This window comes from Aeromonas sp. ZOR0002 (genome assembly GCF_963866995.1).
Taxonomy (GTDB): domain Bacteria; phylum Pseudomonadota; class Gammaproteobacteria; order Enterobacterales; family Aeromonadaceae; genus Aeromonas; species Aeromonas caviae.
This window is the reverse complement of sequence record NZ_CAWMFQ010000142.1, coordinates 1-21,541: the sequence shown is the minus strand read 5'-3', so window position 1 is coordinate 21,541 and position 21,541 is coordinate 1. Positions and strand designations below refer to the sequence as shown.

Annotated in this window: 22 protein-coding genes; 9 read left to right on the top strand and 13 right to left on the bottom strand. The window is 61.5% G+C overall.

Features of this window, described 5'->3' with window-relative positions:
* The first annotated feature begins 125 nt into the window (after positions 1–125).
* The 5 genes from AACR77_RS08575 (at position 126) to ruvX (ending at position 3,962) form a co-directional block, all read left to right on the top strand.
* The gene (locus tag AACR77_RS08575; RefSeq protein ID WP_039040144.1) at positions 126–818 is read left to right on the top strand and encodes an endonuclease; all 693 of its coding nucleotides are present in this window, start codon (positions 126–128) and stop codon (positions 816–818) included.
* 129 nt (positions 819–947) lie between these two features.
* Entirely contained in the window at positions 948–1,679 is a 732-nt protein-coding gene (gene rsmE / locus AACR77_RS08570; protein WP_042880813.1) for a 16S rRNA (uracil(1498)-N(3))-methyltransferase, read from the top strand.
* A gap of 123 nt (positions 1,680–1,802) precedes the next feature.
* Entirely contained in the window at positions 1,803–2,753 is a 951-nt protein-coding gene (gene gshB, locus AACR77_RS08565; protein WP_042880811.1) for a glutathione synthase, read from the top strand.
* A 154-nt stretch (positions 2,754–2,907) separates the two neighbouring features.
* On the top strand, positions 2,908–3,462 hold the full coding sequence (locus AACR77_RS08560) for a YqgE/AlgH family protein (protein ID WP_010673864.1): 555 nt from the start codon (positions 2,908–2,910) through the stop codon (positions 3,460–3,462).
* Positions 3,463–3,539: 77 nt separating this feature from the next.
* Positions 3,540–3,962: a Holliday junction resolvase RuvX gene (ruvX, locus tag AACR77_RS08555; RefSeq protein ID WP_010673863.1), complete on the top strand. Its 423-nt coding sequence runs from the start codon at positions 3,540–3,542 to the stop codon at positions 3,960–3,962.
* Here ruvX and yidZ read toward each other — a convergent pair.
* The 4 genes from yidZ to AACR77_RS08535 all read right to left on the bottom strand — a co-directional run bounded on the left by yidZ (position 3,959) and on the right by AACR77_RS08535 (position 9,221).
* Positions 3,959–4,999 (bottom strand): HTH-type transcriptional regulator YidZ, encoded by a 1,041-nt coding sequence (gene yidZ / locus AACR77_RS08550; RefSeq protein WP_052224792.1) that lies wholly within the window; start codon positions 4,997–4,999, stop codon positions 3,959–3,961. The genes ruvX and yidZ overlap by 4 nt on opposite strands.
* Before the next feature lie 10 nt (positions 5,000–5,009).
* Positions 5,010–6,167, bottom strand: coding sequence for an MdtL family multidrug efflux MFS transporter (locus tag AACR77_RS08545; RefSeq protein ID WP_042880809.1), 1,158 nt, complete (start codon positions 6,165–6,167; stop codon positions 5,010–5,012).
* A 292-nt stretch (positions 6,168–6,459) separates the two neighbouring features.
* Complete coding sequence (gene blaMOX / locus AACR77_RS08540; RefSeq protein ID WP_042880807.1) at positions 6,460–7,611, bottom strand: CMY-1/MOX family class C beta-lactamase; 1,152 nt, start codon at positions 7,609–7,611, stop codon at positions 6,460–6,462.
* 179 nt (positions 7,612–7,790) lie between these two features.
* Positions 7,791–9,221 (bottom strand): alanine/glycine:cation symporter family protein, encoded by a 1,431-nt coding sequence (locus tag AACR77_RS08535; protein ID WP_042880806.1) that lies wholly within the window; start codon positions 9,219–9,221, stop codon positions 7,791–7,793.
* Positions 9,222–9,945: 724 nt separating this feature from the next.
* Between AACR77_RS08535 and tal the strand changes: the two genes are divergently transcribed.
* Both tal and AACR77_RS08525 read left to right on the top strand, forming a co-directional pair.
* Positions 9,946–10,896 carry a transaldolase gene (gene tal / locus AACR77_RS08530; protein WP_042880821.1) on the top strand — a complete coding sequence of 317 codons (951 nt, stop codon included), beginning with the start codon at positions 9,946–9,948 and terminating at the stop codon, positions 10,894–10,896.
* A 180-nt stretch (positions 10,897–11,076) separates the two neighbouring features.
* A complete protein-coding gene (locus AACR77_RS08525; protein WP_010673858.1) occupies positions 11,077–11,256 on the top strand; it encodes a DUF3545 family protein in 180 nt (59 codons plus the stop codon).
* A 96-nt stretch (positions 11,257–11,352) separates the two neighbouring features.
* Here the strand turns inward: AACR77_RS08525 and AACR77_RS08520 are convergent, their stop codons facing one another.
* Both AACR77_RS08520 and ung read right to left on the bottom strand, forming a co-directional pair.
* Positions 11,353–11,898 carry a hemerythrin domain-containing protein gene (locus tag AACR77_RS08520; protein WP_042880804.1) on the bottom strand — a complete coding sequence of 182 codons (546 nt, stop codon included), beginning with the start codon at positions 11,896–11,898 and terminating at the stop codon, positions 11,353–11,355.
* 160 nt (positions 11,899–12,058) lie between these two features.
* Positions 12,059–12,739 (bottom strand): uracil-DNA glycosylase, encoded by a 681-nt coding sequence (ung, locus tag AACR77_RS08515; protein WP_042880802.1) that lies wholly within the window; start codon positions 12,737–12,739, stop codon positions 12,059–12,061.
* A 607-nt stretch (positions 12,740–13,346) separates the two neighbouring features.
* Between ung and grcA the strand changes: the two genes are divergently transcribed.
* Positions 13,347–13,727 (top strand): autonomous glycyl radical cofactor GrcA, encoded by a 381-nt coding sequence (grcA, locus tag AACR77_RS08510; RefSeq protein ID WP_010673855.1) that lies wholly within the window; start codon positions 13,347–13,349, stop codon positions 13,725–13,727.
* A gap of 78 nt (positions 13,728–13,805) precedes the next feature.
* Here the strand turns inward: grcA and AACR77_RS08505 are convergent, their stop codons facing one another.
* The 7 genes from AACR77_RS08505 to hemA form a co-directional block, all read right to left on the bottom strand.
* Positions 13,806–15,089 (bottom strand): dicarboxylate/amino acid:cation symporter, encoded by a 1,284-nt coding sequence (locus AACR77_RS08505; RefSeq protein WP_041212586.1) that lies wholly within the window; start codon positions 15,087–15,089, stop codon positions 13,806–13,808.
* Between the two features lie 289 nt (positions 15,090–15,378).
* Complete coding sequence (gene kdsA / locus AACR77_RS08500; protein WP_039039605.1) at positions 15,379–16,233, bottom strand: 3-deoxy-8-phosphooctulonate synthase; 855 nt, start codon at positions 16,231–16,233, stop codon at positions 15,379–15,381.
* An 11-nt stretch (positions 16,234–16,244) separates the two neighbouring features.
* Positions 16,245–17,045, bottom strand: coding sequence for a SirB1 family protein (locus tag AACR77_RS08495; RefSeq protein WP_041212584.1), 801 nt, complete (start codon positions 17,043–17,045; stop codon positions 16,245–16,247).
* 11 nt (positions 17,046–17,056) lie between these two features.
* A complete protein-coding gene (locus AACR77_RS08490; RefSeq protein ID WP_042880800.1) occupies positions 17,057–17,440 on the bottom strand; it encodes a SirB2 family protein in 384 nt (127 codons plus the stop codon).
* A gap of 42 nt (positions 17,441–17,482) precedes the next feature.
* Complete coding sequence (prmC, locus tag AACR77_RS08485; protein ID WP_042880798.1) at positions 17,483–18,316, bottom strand: peptide chain release factor N(5)-glutamine methyltransferase; 834 nt, start codon at positions 18,314–18,316, stop codon at positions 17,483–17,485.
* Complete coding sequence (prfA, locus tag AACR77_RS08480; protein WP_041215613.1) at positions 18,316–19,404, bottom strand: peptide chain release factor 1; 1,089 nt, start codon at positions 19,402–19,404, stop codon at positions 18,316–18,318. Before prfA ends, prmC begins: the two co-directional genes overlap by 1 nt.
* Before the next feature lie 50 nt (positions 19,405–19,454).
* Complete coding sequence (hemA, locus tag AACR77_RS08475) at positions 19,455–20,714, bottom strand: glutamyl-tRNA reductase (RefSeq protein WP_041212583.1); 1,260 nt, start codon at positions 20,712–20,714, stop codon at positions 19,455–19,457.
* 125 nt (positions 20,715–20,839) lie between these two features.
* Between hemA and lolB the strand changes: the two genes are divergently transcribed.
* The gene (lolB, locus tag AACR77_RS08470) at positions 20,840–21,418 is read left to right on the top strand and encodes a lipoprotein insertase outer membrane protein LolB (RefSeq protein WP_042015579.1); all 579 of its coding nucleotides are present in this window, start codon (positions 20,840–20,842) and stop codon (positions 21,416–21,418) included.
* Positions 21,419–21,541: the final 123 nt, after the last annotated feature.

The following is a 21,541-nucleotide window of genomic DNA, read 5'->3' as shown; positions in this document are numbered from 1 at the left end:
CCGCCGCTGTCGCCAGCCCCTGGTGTGGCAGCGCGACACGACGGCGGATTGAGTCACCCCGTGTCGCGCTCCTGTGATAGGGTGCGCGCTTACTTCATTCAACTGTCTCATTGCCAAGGATATTCATGTTTCGCCCTCTGCTCTCCCTCTGCCTGGCCCTGCTGGTCAGCGCCCCGGCCCATGCCGACAACATCCAGACCTTTCGCGCCGCCAAGCAGGATCTGAACAAGCTCTACCAGAGCCACCCCGTCACCTTCTACTGCGGCTGCAACATCAAGTTCAGCGGCAAGAAGATGGCCCCCGACTGGGAGAGCTGCGGCTACCTGCCGCGCAAGCAGGCCGAGCGGGCCTCCCGCATCGAATGGGAGCACGTGGTGCCCGCCTGGGAGTTCGGCCACCAGCTCCAGTGCTGGCAGGACGGGGGTCGCAAGAATTGCGGCAAGAGCGACGAGTTCAACAGGATGGAGGGAGACATGCACAACCTCTTCCCCGCCATCGGCGAGGTGAACGGTGATCGGGCGAACTTCCGCTTCAGCGACTGGAACGGCAAACCGAACCAGTACGGCAAGTGCCAGATGCTGGTGGACTTCAAGGAGCGCCAGGTGCAGCCGCCCAAGGGGCCGGTGCGTGGCCAGATCGCCCGCGCCTACCTCTACATGAGCCAGCAGTACGGACTGCGTCTGGCGGCCCAGCAGCGCAAGCTTTACGAAGCCTGGGACAGGCAGTATCCGGCTGATCGCTGGGAGTGCGAGCGCAACCGCCGTATCGGCAAGCTGCAGGGCAATACCAATCCCTTCATTGAAAAGCAGTGCCAATAACCCCATTTGACCAGGGAGGGGGAGCGTCCCCCTCCTCCTGAATCCCTTCACTCTCTGTCTCGCGAGCCTTGCTCGCCGCCGTGCAGTAGGGTATTGAAGGGTTTCCAAGCAAGAGACTGACTATCAGCCATGCGCATTCCACGTATCTATGAACCGGCCAGCCTGCAGGTGGGCCAGACCCTCGCCCTGTCGGAAGACGGTGCCAATCACATCGGCCGCGTGCTGCGCATGCAGCCGGGCCAGCAGCTCGAGCTGTTCAACGGCGACGGCCACCAGTACCCCGCCACCATCACCAGTGTGGGCAAGAAGTCCGTTGAGGTGACCATCGACAGTTGCGAGACCCGCTCGGTGGAGTCCCCGCTGGCCATCCACCTAGGTCAGGTGATCAGCCGCGGCGACAAGATGGACTTCACCATCCAGAAATCCGTGGAGCTCGGCGTCACCTGCATCACGCCCCTCTTCTCCGAGCGCTGCGGCGTCAAGCTGCCCGCCGCTCGGCTGGAGAAAAAGCGCGAACAGTGGCAAAAAGTGGTGATCAGCGCCTGCGAGCAGTGCGGCCGCAATACCGTGCCCGAGGTGCGCATGCCGATGGAGCTGGACGCCTGGCTGGCGGAAGAGACCCAGGAGCTCAAGCTCAACCTGCACCCGCGCGCCCCTTACAGCATCAACACCCTGCCGATCCCTGAGCACGGCGTGCGCCTGCTGATCGGCCCGGAAGGGGGCTTGTCCGGCGACGAGATCGCCCGTACCGTGCAGGAAGATTTCAAGGAGATGCTGCTGGGGCCGCGGGTGCTGCGTACCGAAACCGCCGCCCTGACGGCGATTACTGCGCTTCAGTGCCGCTTTGGCGATCTGGCCTGACAGCCGACCCCACCCCGGCCCTCCCCTTCGCAGGGGAGGGAGCAACAGGCCCCTCCCCCTTGTGAAGGGGGAGGCAGGGAGGGGGTCATCACATCCAATCGAGCCATTAGGAAGGAAACTCGGATGACCATTAAACTCGGCATCGTGATGGACCCCATCTCGGCCATCAACATCAAGAAGGACTCCAGCTTCGCCATGCTCGAAGAGGCGCAAAAGCGCGGCTACGAGCTGTTCTATCTGGAGATGAAGGATCTCTACATGGAGGCCGGTCGCGCCTTCGGTGCCATGCGTCCGCTCACCGTCAAATATGACTATGCCGACTGGTACACGCTGGGCGAGGTGGTGGATCAGCCGCTCTCCAGCCTGGATGTGATCCTGATGCGCAAGGATCCCCCCTTCGACACCGAGTTCATCTACGCCACCTACATGCTGGAGCGGGCCGAGGATGAGGGCTGCCTCATCGTCAACAAGCCCCAGAGCCTGCGCGACGCTAACGAAAAGCTCTACACCGCCTGGTTTGCCGAGCACACCCCGACCACGCTCGTCACTCGCAGAGCCGACAAGCTGCGCGCCTTCCACGCCAAACACAAGGACGTCATCCTCAAGCCGCTCGACGGCATGGGCGGCGCCTCCATCTTCCGCATGAAGGAAGATGACGCCAACGTCGGCGTCATCATCGAGACATTAACCTCTCACGGCAGCCAGTACTGCATGGCGCAGACCTATCTGCCCGCCATCAAGGATGGCGACAAGCGGGTGCTGGTGGTGGACGGCGAACCGGTTCCCTACTGCCTGGCCCGGATCCCGGCCCAAGGGGAGACCCGTGGCAACCTGGCGGCCGGCGGCCGTGGTGAGGCGCGCCCCTTGAGTGACGCGGACTGGGCCATCGCCCGCGCGGTAGGCCCGACCCTGAAAGAGAAGGGGCTCATCTTCGTCGGCCTCGACATCATCGGCGATCGCCTGACCGAGATTAACGTCACCAGCCCTACCTGCATCCGCGAGATTGAGGCGGCCTTCGACGTCTCCATTACCGGCATGCTGATGGACGCCATCGAGCGCCGGCTGGGCCGCTGACCCCTTCCCCAGCGACCCGTTGCCGCAGCGAGGAAACACACACAAGGGGCCGTGAAGGCCCCTTTGACTGCCGGCAAAAAGCGGTTTTGCCCGCCGCCATCAACTGCCATAATCACCCCAAATACCTTTGCACGCTAAGAGATACATACGCTCCATGCAAACACTGCAAAATCACTTTCTGCTCGCCATGCCGAGCCTCACGGACGCCTATTTCCAGCGCTCCCTGGTCTATCTGTGCGAACACAGCAGCGAAGGCGCCATGGGACTGGTGGTCAACATTCCGGTCGACATGTCCCTGGACGCCATGCTGACCAAGCTCAACCTCAATCCCCCCGCCACCGCCGAGATGAAACAGCCGGTGTTGCAGGGGGGCCCGGTGCACGGGGATCGCGGCTTCGTGCTGCACAGCTTCCGCCCGGGCTTCAACTCCACCCTGCAGGTGAGCGACGAGATGATGGTCACCACCTCCAAGGACATCCTGGAGACCCTGGGCACCGACGAGGCGCCGGACCACTGGCTGGTGGCGCTCGGTTACGCCGGCTGGAGTGCAGGCCAGCTCGAGCAGGAGCTGGTGGATGGCGCCTGGCTGGTGATCCCCCCCAATCCCAAGCTGGTCTTCGATACCCCCATCCACCTGCGCTGGCAGCAAGCCGCCGCGAGCATTGGGGTCAACCCCCTGCACCTCTCCAGCCAGGTGGGCCATAGCTGACACCCCGGACCTCCCCTCCGGGAGAGGCTGGGAGGGGTCTTCCCCCTTCATTTATCTATCCATTTCGAGGAGACCCCATGTCATCACGCAGCATCATGGGCTTTGACTACGGCACCAAGAGCATCGGTGTCGCCATCGGCCAGGAGCTCACGGGCAGCGCCCGCCCCCTTCGCTCCCTCAAGGCCAACGACGGCATCCCCAACTGGGACGAGATAGAGAAGTTGATCAAGGAGTGGCAACCGGATCTGCTGATCGTCGGTCTGCCCCTCAACATGGATGGCACGGACCAGGAGATCACGGTGCGGGCCCGCAAGTTCGGCAATCGCCTGCACGGCCGCTTCGGCAAGCCGGTGGAGTTCAAGGATGAGCGGCTCACCACCACGGATGCCCGCGCCCGCCTGTTTGAACGTGGCGGCTACAAGGCGCTGGACAAGGGGAGCGTGGACGGCGTCTCCGCCCAGCTCATCGTCGAAGCCTGGATGGAAGAGCAGTACGACTAAACCGGGGAGCCTCCTCCCCCTTGCTTCTCTTTCACCGCCCCGCTCCCCATGGGCCCGCCCCAGGCAAAACGCGTCATCCCCGCTGCGGCCAGGCCATAGAGCCGCCGGATCTCTCCCCGCAACCACATCACCTTGGCATCCTGATTGTGGCGCTTGTGCCACAGCAGGATGAAGGCGATCTCCAGCTGGGCATAGAGAGACTCTTCCAGCGGCAACGGCATGGGGATGAGGTCGGGGTGATGTCTGGCGGCATAGTCCGCGCAATATGAAGGCACCACGGCGATCAGCTCATGGCTCTTTTGGGCGGCGATGTGCAGCGCCTGCTCGAAGCTCGCCACCATGATGGGCACCTGCCGCCTGTGGCCTTCGTCCTCCAGCAGATCATCCAGTGCCCAGCTGTCGCTGGCCTCCCACACCACGCTCACCTGGGGGCAGGCCAGAAAGCGGGTCAGCGACCACGTCTGCCCGAGCAAGGGGTGATCCTTGCGCAGGAACACCACGGGACGATCGCAGAACAGCACCTCATGATCGATGTAATAGGGCAGCCGGTTGACCCTGGCATGGGAGCGGCCGTGGGTCTCCCGGGCACAGAAGCCGAGATCCGCCTCCCCGTTGACGATGTCGGTGAGAGAGTGGTGATCCCAGCCCAGCATCCTGACCACGGAGTGGGGGTACTTCTGGTAGATGGTCGTGGGCAGCTCGCTCAGGAAGCTGATGCCAAAGGGGGACTCCATCACCAGACTGAAGCGGGCCCCCTCGGGGATCGCCTCGCTGTTGAGGGTGCTGATGCTCTCGGTGAGCTGGAACCAGGTCTTGAGCTCCTCCGCCAGGGTCAGGGAGAGATTGGTCGGCTGCAAACCCTGGCGCACGCGCACGAAGAGGGGATCCCCGAACCAGTCCCGCAGCTTGCCAAGCGCCTTGCTCACCGCCGACGGGGTGACACACAGCTTCTTGGCCGCCCCCGCCACGCTGCGCTCCTGCATCAGGTGCCTGAAGACCACCAGCAGGTTCAAATCGAGTTCACCCAGATTGCGCATCGCGTCTCTCCTATCCCCGAGCCCGAACTCGCCGTACCGCACGCCATGGTAGCAGCACCTTGACCACCAGGTAACCGAGCAGCGCCAGCAGGAGTGCCAGGATCAGCATCCAGAGCGCAGGCATCCCCAGATGGCCCATCCCCCAGATGAAGAGCCCGGACAACCCTATCTGCATGATGCAGAGCAGGGCGCTGGCCGATGCCACCTGATCCCCGCACACATCCAGCGCCTCCCCCATCGCCACCCCGAACCCGCAGGAAAACCCGATGCAGACCAGGGCATATCCCGCCAGCAGCCAGGACAGGCCGCCTTCGGGCCCGCTGCTGCACAACAGGGCGAGCAAAGCCAGCAGGTGGGAGAGCGCCAGCACCCTTGCCTTGCCGAGCCAGCGCAGCAGCAAGGGGGTCAGGAAGGAAGCGGACATGCTCACCCCGGCCATCGCCATCATCAGCCGGGTGTACTGCTCGGGAGACAGGCCGAACGTGATCATCAGGACGAGGGGCGAGACGCTCACATAGACCAGGATGGCGGTCACGCTGGCGCTGGTCAGCAAGGCGCGCAGCATGAAGGGGGCCGTGCCCAGCAGGGCCAGCGGCGATGCCCCCGCAGGCTGGCGGGCGGGGCGGGTCTCCTTGAGCAGTCGCAGGTTGACCAGGGCACTGATGACAGCCACCAGCGCCATGCCCACGAAGATGCCGCGCCACTCGAAGTGCGACAGGATGAGGTAACCGAGTACGGGAGCCAGCACCGGAATAACGCAGATCACGCCGTTGATGAGGGAGAGGGCCATCGCGAGGCGTGCCTGGCTCAGCACATCCCGCAGCACGGTGAAGGTCATGATGTAGAGCGCTCCAGCGCCCACCCCTTGCCAGAAACGCCCCAGATAAAACTGGGCGATGCCGGTCGCCTCCGCCGCCGCCAGGGAGGCGACCACGAAGATGAGGGCGCCACCCAGTACCACGGGGCGCCTGCCATGGCGATCCGCCAGCATGCCCCCCGGCAGCACGGTAGCCGCCATGCCCAGCAGATAGATGGAAAAAGCGGTGTGGATCTGCGCCTCGCTCCCCTGCAGGGTTTGCGCAATGCGGGGGACGGCCACCAGATAGAGATCGATCCCGAGGGGATAGAGGATGATCATCAGAAAAGTACACAGCAGAAACATACCCATGAAGGCTCCATAGCAGCAGATTTCGCCATCACAGGTGCGCTGTCAGCGAGATTGACAACTCAATCCTGCAAAAGCAGAGGAAGATGCCGGGCACTATAGAGCGGGCGGCCTGCCGGGGCCTAGTGACGAGATGGCACTCGGTGGATGCCAATCCGGACATCTCCCGCAGGAGAGGTCCGGACTAGCATGCTCATCGACCCGCCCCCTGCCAGGTCGCCCTTGAGGGGTCGGGTCCGAGGTAACGGGCACGCCGCGATGCGACGTGCCCTCAAGGCTCAGCGAAGGCGCACCATTACCTGACCAGTTGCGTCAGGATGGCGTGGGCCGCCTTGATGCGCGCCTCGTTGGGGTAGTTGCGATTGGCCAGCATGACGATGCCGATCCCTTTGGCCGGCACGAAAGCCACATAGGCCCCGAAGCCGTTGGTCGAGCCGGTCTTGTTGAAGAGCACAGGGTGCCCTGTTGCAGCGGGCGCGGGCGCCGCCGGGTTGGCATTGTAAATCATCGCCGGGGAGTTGCCCGCCAGCAGCGTCTGCTCGCTGACGGGATAGGCGTAACGCTCCCAGCCCAGTCCCTGGGTCATCTCCCCCACCGCATACTGGCCCTGGTGAGTCAGGTCGATGGCCTGCTGCATGGCCGCATTATCCACCCCGCTGATGTTCGCCTTCACAAAGCGCAGCAGATCCGCCGAGCTGGTCTTGATGCCGTAGGCCTCGTCCGCCAGCATGCCGGGAGTGACGCGGATGGGCTTGTCCTCCTTCGAGTAGCCGTAGGCGTAGTGCCCCATGGCCTGCTCGGGCACATTGAGGTAGGTATGGTACAGGCCAAGCCCCGGCAGGATCGTCTGCTCCATCAGGCGATCGAACGGCTGCTTCATGCTGCTCGCCGCCAGATAGCCAAAGAGCCCGATGCTGGGGTTGGCGTACTGGCGATGGGAACCCGGCGAGTAGGCTGGGGTCCACTGGCGGTAGTAGGCTTGCATCTTCTCGAGCGAATCCACCTCCTCGGGGAATTGCAGCGGCAAGCCGCCCGCGCTGTAGGTAGCCAGCTCCCCCATGGTGATGTTGTCAAAGGCGGATCCCTTGAGCCAGGGGGCGAACAGACTCGCCTTGTCATCGAGCTCGAAGCCCCCCTGCACCACGGCGTAGGCCCCCAGCGTCGCGGTCAGGGTCTTGCTCACGGAGCCTATCTCGAACAGGGTCTGCTCGCTCACACCGACCGCGCGCTCCCGATCGGCCACACCGTAGTTGAAATAGTGGGCCTTGCCATCCTTGAGCACGGCCACCGCCATGCCCGGGATCCTGTGCTCCTTGAGTAGCGGCCGGATGCTGGCATCCACCACGGGGCGCAGGGGATCGGTCGCCGCCTTGTCACCGGCATGAGCCAGACCGGCCCACATCAGGGTGGCCAGAGCGCCCCACAAGATGGATTGTCGTTGTTGCATTGCATGTCTCCTGACTGTCGTTAGCAAGGTATCGCCATGGCGGCGAGTGATGAACCCAGCATAGTCCCGCGAGGTGTGCTGCCGATGAGGCTCTGTGAAGTCAGTGTGAAGCCGCCCCCTCTTTTTACCCATGAAAAAGGGGAGCCATGGCTCCCCTTCAATCACCTTGCAACGCAGGCTTATTTCTTGCCCGGGTTGTCCCAGATCCCCTCTTCCAGCTGGCTGCGCAGCTCGGGGTATTTGTTGGCATCGAAGGTCGGCACGCGGCCCACCTTGAGCTGGTCGTTGTAGTCCTTGGCCAGCTTGATGGCGACGCCGGAGAGCAGCAGGATGGCCACCAGGTTGACGATGGCCATCAGCCCCATGGAGACATCCGCCAGAGCCCACACGGTCGGCAGTTCGCCCACGGAGCCGAACATCACCATGCCCAGCACGAACATCCTGAACAGCATCAGGCCACCCTTGTGGTTGTGCTCGAGGAACACCAGGTTGGTCTCCGCATAGGAGTAGTTCGCCACGATGGAGGTGAAGGCGAAGAAGAAGATGGCCGCTGCGATGAAGATGTTGCCACCGCCGCCCACCTGGGAGGAGAGCGCGCGCTGGGTCAGCTCGACACCGGTCACGCCGGAGCCCGGCTCGAACTGGCCGGACATCAGGATGATGGCGGCAGTACAGGTACAGATGACGATGGTATCGAGGAAGACCCCCAGCATCTGCACATAACCCTGGGAGGCCGGGTGCGGCGGATAGGGGGTGGCGGTGGCGGCAGCGTTGGGGGCAGAGCCCATGCCCGCCTCGTTGGAGAAGAGGCCGCGCTTGATGCCGTTGATCATCGCCTGGGAGATGGCATAGCCCATGGCGCCGGAACCTGCCTGCTCGATGCCGAACGCAGACTTGATGATGAGGGCGAAGATACTCGGCAGCTCGCTGATGTTCATGAACACCACGAACAGCGCCATCAGGATGTAGGCCAGTGCCATGAAGGGCACCACCAGCTCGGCAAAGCGGGCGATGCCACGAATGCCGCCGAAGATGATGAGACCGGAGAGCACCACCAGGGCAAGACCGCTCACCCAGTCAGGGATGCCGAAGGCGACGTTCATGGCCAGGCTGATGGAGTTGGCCTGCACCGCGTTGAACACCAGACCGAAGGCCAGCAGCAGGCAGAGTGAGAAGACCACTCCCATCCAGCGCATGCCGAGGCCGCGCTCCATGTAGTAGGCGGGACCGCCCCGGTAGTTGCCATCCTCATCCTTGACCTTGTAGAGCTGGGCCAGGGTGCTCTCCACGAAGGCGGTGGCCATGCCGATGAAGGCGATCAGCCACATCCAGAAGACGGCGCCAGGGCCACCCAGATAGATGGCGACGGCCACACCGGCCAGATTGCCCGTCCCGACGCGTGCCGCCAGGCTGGTACACAGAGCCTGGAAGGAGGAGATGCCGGCGCTGTCGGATTTGCGACTGTTGCGCAGGACCGAGAACATGTGGCCGAAGTGGCGGATCTGGATAAAGCCCAGGCGGAAGGTAAAGAAGATACCGACCCCGATCAGCAGGTAAATGAGCACGGCTCCCCACATCAGGTCGTTAATCATTGCAATCAAGGTGTCCATAATTCTCTCGTTGTTATCACATCCATGGCCAGTCTGCGCTGACCGCTCTCTGTCAATTTCCGAACCAGCATTGCGCCGAAGGGGCGGAATCTAGCATAGCGAGGGAATTCAGAATAGTGACAGGGCTCACTGGGGAGACAAAAAACGAGCAATTTGATGCAAAAAAGCTTCATTTAGCACGCAATAAATCAACAAAAATTGATGTGCAACCCAGCCCCTCACAAATTAGAGCCAATAGAGAACCATTTTACAACTCATCCCATGGGGGTAAAAACCGCTGTGTGAAACGACATCAGGGAGACAAGCGTTTGCCTCTCATGCCTCATCGGCAAGGGGTTGTAACGCAAAACGTTTTACACGTAATTAAATTTCAAGTAGCTGACAGAACTATTTATGTGACCTCCCGCACAAATTCATGAATCCACCAAAATAATTGCGCTTTTCCATGTCGGAGCCAGCCGCCACACCATGAATAAAACTCGTTTTTTATCAAACACTTTCACCAGACAGCCGGTACCGCTTTCACCACCTGGCTGATTCGCATACAAGCCCCCCTATTGCAGGATGCGCCACATCCGTATTAATTAGGCAGGCAATGACGATGGGGCCTGCCCATCGCCCCTTTCTGAGCCTGAGCCGCCGGGATCTTGTAATTTAATTTCAGAACTGCCGTCTCATGCCCACCACCCTGGGATTGCTCCCTCATAAAGAGATGATATTTGCCATGGCCGATAAATTGACCCAGCTGAAAGCCCTGACCACAGTGGTTGCCGATACCGGCGACATCGAAGCCATCAAGCGCTACCAGCCCATCGATGCCACCACCAACCCCTCTCTGGTACTCAAGGCCTCCGAGATCCCCGAGTACGCAGCCTTGATCCAGGACGCCATTGCCTGGGCCAGATCCCAGAGCCAGGACAAGGCACAGCAAATCATCGACGCAGGCGACAAGCTGGCGGTCAACATCGGCCTAGAAGTGCTGAAAATCGTCCCGGGCCGCATCTCCACCGAAGTGGACGCCCGCCTCTCCTTCGACACCGACGCCAGCATCGCCAAGGCCCGCAAGCTGATCCGCCTCTACAACGAAGCCGGCATCAGCAATGATCGCATCCTGATCAAGCTGGCCTCTACCTGGGAAGGGATCCGTGCCGCCGAGGTGCTGGAGAAAGAGGGTATCCAGTGCAACCTGACCCTGCTGTTCTCCTTCGCCCAGGCTCGTGCCTGTGCCGAAGCCGGCGCCTTCCTCATCTCCCCCTTCGTGGGCCGCATCCTCGACTGGTACAAGGCCAAGAACGGCCGTGACTACACCGCCAGTGAAGATCCGGGCGTGGTCTCCGTCACCGCCATCTACAACTACTACAAGCAGCACGACTACCCGACCGTGGTCATGGGCGCGAGCTTCCGCAACACCGGCGAAATCTTGGAACTGGCCGGCTGCGACCGCCTGACCATTGGCCCCGCTTTGCTGGAAGAGCTGAGCAAGACCGAAGGCACCGTGGTGCGCAAGCTGGACTACACCGGCGAGCGCACAGCCAAACCGGCCCCGATGACCGAAGCCGAGTTCCGCTGGGAGCTGAACCAGGACGCCATGGCCGTCGAGAAACTGGGGGAAGGCATCCGCCTGTTCGCCATCGACCAGGGCAAGCTGGAAACCATGCTGGCAAGCCACCTGTAAGGCCGCTCGCCACACTGCGCTCACAGAGCGAAGTGGCGCTGCAAAAACCGGGCTCCCGAAAGGGCAGCCCGGTTTTTTTGTGCCTGTTTCCGGTTGTCACAACTTCGTCATAAAAACGTTTTATTTTCAAAGGCGTCGTGTTATACGGATGGTGAAAACCATAAAACCAAGGAGGGAGCCATGGACATGTTCAACTTCGATTTTGACGAGGTCGTTGAGCTGGGTTCACGTAGCCGCGGGACAACGGGAAAAAAACGCAAATGGCGTGAGATTGAGGCGCTTAAAGACAAGCACCGCCTGCAAAAGGAGCTGCAGGCCATCGACATCGCCTATGAAGGATCGGACGACCTGGAGCTCTGATACGCCCACGCCGCCCATGTTTCACTCCAGCGAGTGGAGCCATAAAAACAGCGCCCCGGATTGACCGGGGCGCTGTTTTTATGGGTGAACCTCCTGTCAGGCTGCAGGCAGCGAGAGCTGTTTGGCCAGCGCCTGGAAGTGCTGGCTCACCTCCGCCCCGAACAGGGGATCATTGATGGCCCGGTTCTGCCAGAGCTGTTCGAGATGACGCCAGTCATCCTCGGTCAGGGAGTCGCGCAGATGGGGGAAGATGACCCCTTCCTCATAGTTCATGTGCGCCTCCTGCTGCTCGATGAACTGCTCCAACCTGGCGGTGAACTGATCCAGCGGGATGACCGCATCCATCAGGATCATCTCCACCATCTCCTTGAGCTCGGTCCCTGCATCCAGCAGACGGGCGTGCTCCTCGTGCAGCCGGTTGGCCACCTCCCCCTCCACCACCCTGTATTTCAGGTAGTAGTCATAAATCATGTCTTCCTTCGGGTGGTGGTACTTGTCGGATACCTCGCGCAGATAATCCACCACATCCCGCAGCAGGAAGTAGCTCACCGGCTGCTCATTGCGAATGGCCGCCAGCTTTTGCTTGAGCAGCGTCAGCAACCGGGTGATGTTGAGGTGGTCCTTATGCAGACTGGATAACATGGGCACTCCTTGCACTGAAATGAGAAAACGTCTGTCTCGAGTATACGGTCATTTATTGCCTGAACTTTGCACTCAATCAAGTCGGATGCAGACAGCGGCTGCACCAGCCTCTCACCACAGGGGGCACAGGGGACACCATTTCCCCTGTGCATTTACGGCGTCAGGCCGCCGGATCGGCGCAGACCGAGAGCCAGTCGATGGGACTGCGTCCCTGCAGGACCAACAGGCGATTGGCCTCGGAGAAGTGGCCGCAACCGATGAAACCGCGATGGGCAGAGAGCGGGCTGGGATGGGGGGCGCTCAGCACATGGTGGCGCGACCGGTCGATGAAGCGCCCTTTCTTCTGGGCATGAGCGCCCCACAGCAGGAAGACGACTCCCTGGCAATGGGCATTGATCCGCTCGATGACTCGATCGGTAAAGGTCTCCCACCCCAGGTGGGCATGGGAGTGGGCCTGGCCCGCCTGGACCGTCAGCACCGTATTGAGCAGCAGCACTCCCTGTCTGGCCCAGGATTCCAGGAAGCCGTGATGGGGTGTGACAAAACCCGGCAGATCCCGCTGCATCTCCTTGTAGATGTTGACGAGGGACGGCGGCGTGCGCACTCCGGGCAAGACGGAGAAACAGAGGCCGTGCGCCTGGTCCGGGCCGTGATAGGGATCCTGCCCCAGGATCACCACCTTGACGTCATCCAGCTCGGTCAGTTTGAAGGCATTGAAGACCTCGGTCGCCGGGGGATAGATCACCTTGCCCGCCTCCCGCTCGGCCCTGACGGTGGCCAGGGTGTCCATGAAATACGCCTGCTCTTTCTCCGAACCAATCACATCTTTCCAGGTCAGCACACCCGTCTCCTCTCGTTGCGAATCCACTCCTTCCATCCTGGCTGGCATGCCAGCCTCTCCCCACTCCCCGCCTTCTGTCCAGCTTGGCACCGCTATCTCCTCGGTCAATAGAGCAAGGGGCTCAGGATAGAGTCCTCGCCCCCAAGACGCAACCGCATGGAGGTCAGGCTCAGCCTTGCCAGCCTGGGAAGCGGCGGCGGCGTTCACGGGCAATGACCGAGGCTGCGTCGACACAGGAATAACAGGGCGTCCTTCGGACAGGCCTCTGGGCAGGCCGGTTTTCGCTGACGCCAGAAATAAACCCCAAAGGTGTAGTTAAATTACTGGATATGAATAATAAAAAATGCATAATTCATATATCTTACAAAAACAGAAAAATGATCTGTTTTTGATTCAACTCAATGATTTAATCCCTTTCAATGCGCGCAAAATGGTGTTTTATTGATTTGGATCAATTTTCGTAATATTACCGTCGTGGTATATATGGCCCCAACGAAGTAAAGGTGTAAGGCAAGGCCCCGTTAAATCATTCCTTCCAAGAGGTGGTTTAAAAACATCAGGGTAATGTGCTTACCGTTGAATCCGCTTTCCTATGAGGAGTCATACCATGATCAAGGGCATCCAAATCACCCAGTCCGCCAACGCCGCTCTGCTGAACTCTTTCTGGCTGCTGGACGAAGAGAAACAACAGGCTCGCTGCATCTGCGCCAAGGGCGACAGCTTTGCCGCCGATCAGGAAGTCAGCCTCTCCGACCTGGGTCAATTCGAATACCGTGAACTGCCGGTTCAGCAAGAGCCTGTGGTCGAAGGGGGTCAGCACCTGAACGTCAACGTACTGCGCCGCGAAACCCTGGAAGACGCCATCGCCAACCCGGAAAAATACCCGCAGCTCACCATCCGCGTCTCCGGTTACGCCGTGCGTTTCAACGCCCTGACCCCGGAGCAGCAGCGTGACGTGGTCACCCGCACCTTCACCCAGAGCCTGTAAGGCGCCCTGCGTAAAGAGATAAAAAACGGCCCCCTCGGGCCGTTTTTTCATGGGTGATGATCGCCGCCGGAACCTGGGTCAGCTTCGCAGGTCCACCGGCCTTGCCACCACGGGTTTCGCCAGGGCGTCCTGCATGGTGGCCTCGTCGAGCTGATCGCAGTAACGGGCCACCACCAGGGTCGCCACCCCGTTGCCGATGAGGTTGGTCAGGGCGCGCGCCTCCGACATGAAGCGATCAATCCCGAGGATCAGCGCCAGCCCGGCCAGCGGCAGATGCCCTACCGCCGAGATGGTGGCTGCCAGCACGATGAAGCCACTCCCCGTGACTCCGGCCGCCCCCTTGGAGGAGATAAGCAGCACTACCAGCAGGGTGAGCTGATGGAACAGGTCCAGCGGGGTGTTGGTCGCCTGGGCGATGAAGACGGCTGCCATGGTCAGATAGATGGAGGTGCCGTCCAGGTTGAATGAGTAACCGGTCGGGATCACCAGACCCACCACCGATTTCTTGCAGCCCAGCGCCTCCATTTTCACCAGCATGCGCGGCAATACGGATTCCGACGAGGATGTTCCCAGCACGATCAACAGCTCTTCCCGGATATAGGCAATAAAGCGCACAATGCTGAAGCCATTGGCTTTGGCGATACTGCCGAGCACCAGAAAAATAAACAGCAGGCAGGTCAGATAGAAGCTAGCAATTAATTGCCCCAGCTGAACCAAAGAACCAATACCGTATTTCCCTATGGTGAATGCCATGGCACCAAATGCCCCGATCGGCGCCAGTTTCATGATCATGTTGATGATGCCGAAAATAACCTGGGAGAAACCATCGATGATATTGAAGATGGGTTTTCCCTTCTCCCCGATATGATGCAGGGAAAATCCGAACAGGACGGCAAACAGCAACACCTGGAGTATATTGCCGCCGGCAAAGGCACCGATGACGCTGGCCGGTATCACATCCAGCAGGAAGGGAATTATCCCCTGGGACTGGGCCTGATCCGCATAGACGGAGATGGCGCTGGCGTCGAGTGAGGAGGGATCCACGTTCATACCGGCCCCGGGCTGCAGCACGTTGACCACGCACAGACCGATGATCAGGGCCAGGGTGCTCACCACTTCAAAATAGATCAGCGCAATGGCACCGGTTTTGCCCACCGCCTTCATGCTTTCCATGCCGGCAATGCCGGTGACCACGGTACAGAAAATGACGGGGGCGATGATCATCTTGATTAATTTAACGAAGCCATCACCAAGGGGTTTCATATCTGCGCCCAGACTCGGATAGACATGTCCCAGACATATTCCGATGGTGATTGCCAATATCACCTGAAAATAGAGGCTACTGACAATTTTCTTGTGCATGTTCAACGTCCTGTTAATAAGTGTGACTCCACTGACAGCAAATAACGCATGCAGCAGTCTGCGGCGAGAAATAGGGTTATCTCACCCGCTTCATACCTTTTTGCCATCCTGACGGTCGCTACTTTTGCATGTCATAAGAAGCAAATAAGAGACATCAATCACACAATATATTTAACATCATTAACACCACGGAAACATGGTCGCAATGGACGCCGAAGAGCACCAAATGAAAATGACGGAAATAAAAATGCCCCGCATGGCGGGGCATTTTTGATAGTAAAAATCGCGATCAGGCGGAGGTATCGAGGGGCTCGAAGCCCTTGACGAGATCGTCGATGGCCTTCATCTGCTTGAGGAAGCCTTCCAGCTTCTCCAGCGGCAGGGCGCTCGGGCCGTCGCAGCGGGCAATTTTCGGATCCGGGTGGGACTCTATAAAGAGACCGGCCAGGCCCACCGCCATGCCGGCACGAGCCAGCTCGGTCACCTGCTCGCGGCGACCGCCGGAGGCCGCTCCCAGGGGATCACGGCACTGCAGGGAGTGGGTGACGTCAAAGATGACCGGATAGCCGCCGGTGCTCTTCTTCATGACGCCCAGACCCAGCATGTCCACCACCAGGTTGTCATAGCCGAAGTTGGCACCGCGCTCGCAGAGGATCAGGCGATCGTTGCCACACTCCTCGAACTTGTCGGTGATGTTCTTCATCTGGCTTGGGCTCAGGAATTGCGGCTTCTTGATGTTGATGACGTTGCCGGTGCGGGCCATGGCCTCCACCAGATCGGTCTGGCGCGCCAGGAAGGCGGGCAGCTGGATGACGTCGACCACCTCGGCGACCGGTTTGGCCTGATGGGGCTCATGCAGATCGGAGATCACCGGCATACCGAAGGTCGCTTTCAGCTCCTGGAAGATCTTCATCCCCTCTTCCAGACCCGGGCCGCGATAGGAGTGGATGGAGGAGCGGTTGGCCTTGTCCCAGCTCGCCTTGAACACGAACGGGATGCCGAGCTTGCTGGTCACTTCCACGTACTTCTCGCACACCGCCATCGCCATGTCGCGGGATTCCAGCACGTTCATGCCGCCGAACAGCACGAAAGGTTTGTCGTTGGCGACGTCGATCTGGTTGACCTTGATATTCTTCTGTTCCATCTCAGGGATCCTTAATGGAGGGGCTTGGGACTGAGGTCCAGGGTGGCCAGCTGGGTTTTCAGCACATCGGCCACGGGATCATCAGGGCATTGTTCAATAAAGTATTCGAAATCGTCGGCGGCAAAGCGCGGGCAATCGAGTTGCTCATAGATGAAGCCCCGATCCCGCGTCTCCAGCGGATCGCCGGGCTTCATGCGCAGCAGCAGCTCGCTGCAGCGCAGCGCCTCCGTCATGCGCTCCTCGCGCAGCAGGGCGCCCTTGCTGACATTGAGCAAGCGCTCGATGATCTCCCACTGCCCCGATGGCTGCAGATGATCATCGCTCAGACTCGCCAGGTTGCCGAGGGCACCGCGCAGCAGCAGTTCGATGCGGTGCCGGCTCAGTTCATCACCGTTGAAGGGGTCCACATAGACCTCCCCGTCCAGACCGGCAAAACTCAGGAGGAAATGGCCGGGGAAGCAGATCCCCTCCACATCCAGCCCTATCTTGCGACCCAGCTGGATGAGGAGGATGCCGAGACTGACCGGGATCCCCTTGCGCCTTGCCAGCACCTGGTCCAGATCGCAGTTGGCGGACGAGAAGTAATCCTGCCAGTCGCCACGAAAGCCCAGGGTCTGGTAGAAACCCTGCAACAGCTGACGGCGCACCTCGTCGCAGTCTCCCTCGGCAATCGTTTCGTCCAGCCAGGCATCGAGGCGGGCAAGCTCGGCCTCTCCCGTGCCGCCATGGCCCCGGATTTCGTCGCTCACCGACAGCGCCAGCTCGGCCAGATCGTGAGCCTCGAAGTCGGTCCACTCATCCACACGTATCATCGTCATCCTTCCTAGCCGAACAGGCTGGCCTGCTTTTGCACCGCAAGCTTGGCGATAAAGAAGATCCACCCCAGTGCGCCCAGGAAGGCAAACCAGCGGATGCCGTTGCTGCGGGCCAGACGCAGCGCCATCATGGCCAGAAACGCCACCACCAGGATGGACGTCAGCTTCTCGGCCAGCCAGGGGATGGCGTTGTTGAGGGGGTTGAGACCCAGCACCATGCAGAGCAGCGCACCGGAGAGCACCACCAGGCCGTTGAGCCAGCCGCTGATCTTGAGGGTGCGGGCGCCCCCTGCCAGCGCGGAGCCGGTCTGCAACCAGTAAAAGCGCAGGATAAACATCAGCACGGCACCGGCAATCAGGGTGAGGTGCAGATGCTTGAGAACAACATACATAAGATTTCCTTGAACAGGGGCAGACCGGGCCCGCCCGTCATATCACTGAGCCAGGCGCCCCAGGGTCACCCGCTCGTTATCGCCGTAATCGCGCACGGTTTCCACCTGGACGTAGCCTTGTTGCAGCAGGAGTTGACGCACCGCCTCCCCCTGATCCCAGCCGTGTTCCAGCAACAGCCAACCACCTGGCACCAGATGGGCGGGCGCCTGGGTGACGATGAGGCGGATATCCGCCAGCCCCTGCTCCTCCGCCACCAGGGCGGAGCGCGGCTCGAAGCGCACGTCCCCCTCGTGAAGATGGGGATCCGTCCCGTCGATGTAAGGCGGGTTGGAGACGATCATCGCAAAGCGCGGTGCATCCGAGAGCGGCGCAAACCAGCTGCCGTCGCGCACCTCGATGGGCAACCCCAGGGCGGCGCTGTTGGTGCGGGCCAACGCGGCCGCGGCCGGCATCCTGTCCACCGCCCATACATCGGCATCCGGTCGCTCAGACTTGAGCGCAAGGGCGATGGCACCGGTGCCCGTGCCCAGATCCAGCAGGGCGCAGGGGCCGACCGGCAGGCGGGCCAGCGCCTGTTCCACCAGCACCTCGGTATCGGGGCGCGGGATCAGGGTGGCCGGGCTCACTTTCAGCGGCAGCGACCAGAACTCCCGCTCGCCGATGAGGTGGGCAATGGGCTCACCATTGAGGCGACGGGCAAGCCAGCCCGCCAGGGTCGCCTGCTGGGCGGCATCGAGCTCGTGCTCCGGCCAGGTCATCAGATAGCTGCGCCGACAATCCAGCAGATGACAGAGCAGGGCATCGGCGTCGGCATGGGGGGATTCCCCGGAGGCCAGGGTCGCCATGATATGGGCGCGGGCCTGCTGGATCTGCATCAGTTGCTCTCGGCCAAGGAGGCGAGCTGATCCGCCTGATACTCCTGCACCAGGGGGGTGATCACGCAGTCCAGATCCCCTTCCAGGATTTCGCCCAGACGATACAGGGTGAGGTTGATCCGGTGCTCGGAGAGACGCCCCTGGGGATAGTTGTAAGTGCGGATGCGCTCGGAGCGATCCCCGGAGCCCACCAGGTTGCGGCGGGTACTCTGCTCGGCGGCGCGGTGGCGTTCGTCCTCAGCCGCCTGCAGGCGAGCGGAGAGCACCGACATCGCCTTGGCGCGGTTCTTGTGCTGGGAGCGCTCGTCCTGGCACTCCACCACCAGCCCGGTGGGCAGGTGGGTGATGCGGATGGCGGAGTCGGTCTTGTTGACGTGCTGGCCGCCGGCACCGGAAGCGCGGAAGGTGTCGATCTTCAGCTCGGAGGGGTTGATCTCCACCTGCTCGGCTTCCGGCACTTCGGGCAGCACGGCCACGGTACAGGCGGAGGTGTGCACCCGACCCTGGGATTCGGTCTCGGGGACTCGCTGCACCCGGTGGCCGCCGGACTCGAACTTGAGGCGGCCGTAGACGTGCTCGCCGTCCACCTTGGCGATCACCTCCTTGTAGCCACCGTGTTCGCCGTCATTGCAGCTGACGATGGAGACACGCCACCCCTGACGCTCGGCGTAGCGGGAGTACATGCGGAACAGATCCCCCGCGAAAATGGCCGCCTCGTCGCCACCGGCACCGGCGCGGATTTCCAGATAGCAGTTGTTGTCATCCTTGGGGTCGCGCGGCAACAGCATCACCTGAAGCGCCTGCTCCTGCTCCTCGAAGGTCGCCTTGGCGAGCGGCAGTTCCTCCTGCGCCATCTCCCGCAGCTCGGCATCCTCTTCCTCCAGCATCAGCCGGGTGGTGTCGAGGTTCTCTTCGGCCTGGCGGAAACGCTGGAAGGCGTGAACGATATCTTCCAGCTGGGCGTATTCCCGGGTCAGGGCGCGGTATCTGTCCTGATCCGAGGCGACCCCGGGCTCCCCGAGCAGGGCCTGTACTTCTTCATGGCGCTCGATGAGGCCTTCCAGCTTTCTGATCAATGAGGGGTTCATGACTCTTGGATTCTCGATGGAGGACGGGACGGCAAAGGGCCGTCCCAACACTATGATTCTTGTGACAATCCCAGCACCTGACGCAGTTGGGCCAGCTTGTGGCTGTCCCCCTGGGCGGCGGCCTGGCGCAGGGCCTGGGTCGGTGCGTGGATCAGCTTGTTGGTGAGGCGATGGGCCATGGCCTTGAGCGCCTGCTCGGCATTTTCACCCTGTTGCAGGGCCAGCAAGGCCCGCTGCAACTCTTCGTCGGCGACCTGCTGTGACTGATGGCGATAATCGCGAATGAGATCCACCGAGTGCTGGCTGCGATACCAGCCCATGAACTCGTCGCGCTCTTCCTGCACGATGAGTTCCGCCTCGGCGGCCGCCCGCTTGCGGGTCTCCAGGTTCTGCTCGATGATGCCCTGCAGATCGTCCACCGTGTAGAGATAGGCATCGGAGAGCTCGTCCACCTCGGCTTCAATGTCGCGGGGCACGGCGATATCCACCAGGAACATGGGCTTGAAGCGACGCGCCTTGAGCGCCCGCTCCACCATGCCCTTGCCGATGATGGGCAGGGGGCTTGCCGTGGAGCTGATGACGATGTCCGCCTCGTGCAAGTAGTCCGGGATCTCTTCGAGCGTCATTACCTGGGCACCGAACTCCTCTGCCAGCAACTGGGCCCGTTGCAGGGTGCGGTTCGCCACCATCATCCGGGTCACGCTCTGCTCGCGCAGGTGGCGGGCCACCAGTTCGATGGTTTCGCCGGCGCCCACCAGCAGCACCTTGGTCTGGGAGAGATCGGAGAAGATACGGCGGGCCAGGCTCACGGCGGCGAAGGCCACCGACACCGCGCTGGCGCCGATCTCGGTGTCGGTGCGCACCCGTTTGGCCACCGAGAAGGATTTCTGGAACAGGCGCTCCAGGGATCCTTTCACCGCATCCGCCTGCTGAGCGTGGGCGTAGGATTGCTTGATCTGCCCCAGGATCTGCGGCTCCCCCAGCACCAGGGAGTCGAGGCCGCAGGCCACCCGCATCAGGTGCCGCACCGCTTCCTCGTCCTGGTGCCGGTAGATGGCGGAGAGCACCTCGCTCGCCTCCAGCGCGTGGAACCGCTGCAACCAGTTCAGCACCTGCTCCCCCTGCCCCTGCTCCAGGCTGCAATAGAGCTCGGTGCGGTTGCAGGTGGAGACGATCACCGCCTCGCTGACGCCAGGCTGCTCCACCAGCTCACGCAGGGCGCGATCGATGCGGTCCGGGCCAAAGGCGACCCGCTCCCGCAAGGCGACACTGGCGGTGTTGTGGTTGATTCCGAGGGCAAGCAGACTCATGGGTGGGTGATGATCGTTTCATGCACAGGGTGTAGAGGCCGACAATTGTACGAGAAAGGGTAAGTCTTTAAAAGCAATACGGCCGCCCCTTATACTGTCGCAAACCTCATCTGCGGAGCTCCACCTTGTTGTTGCGTATCTTCTCCCTCGCCTGCCTGCTGGTGCTGGCGGGCTGTACCACCACCCAACCCCAGCGGGATCAGGTCAACTGGCAGCAGGAGCGCGCCCGCCTCGAACGCCTCACACACTGGCAGTTGTCGGGCAAGATGGCCATCATCACCGCCCGCCAGAAGGGCAGCGCCCGCCTCAACTGGCAGCAGAACGGCGACGACTATCGCCTCAACCTCACCAGCCTCATCGGCACCCATATTCTGGAGCTCTCCCGCACCGGCGGCGAGGTGACTCTGCTCGACAACGACGGAAAACAGCACCAGAGCCAGGATGCCGAGCTCCTGGTCTATCAGCTCACCGGCTGGCACATTCCGGTGGCCGGGCTGCCTGAGTGGATCAAGGGATTGCCGGGGCAGGCCGAATTCGAGCTCAACCCCGATGCCAGCCTCGCCAGCGTGCGCGACGGCCAGTGGCAGATCGTCTACGGGGACTATCGGGATCAGGACGGCTATCGCCTGCCCCACCTGCTCACCATGACCGGGCAGGAGAGCCGTCTCAAGCTGCAGATCAACGAGTGGACCCTGACACCATGATGCACGACCAGACGCCGATCCGCTGGCCCGCCCCGGCCAAGCTCAACCTCTTCCTGCACGTCAACGGCCGCCGCCCCGATGGCTACCACGAACTGCAGACCCTCTTCATCTTCCTCAACTGTG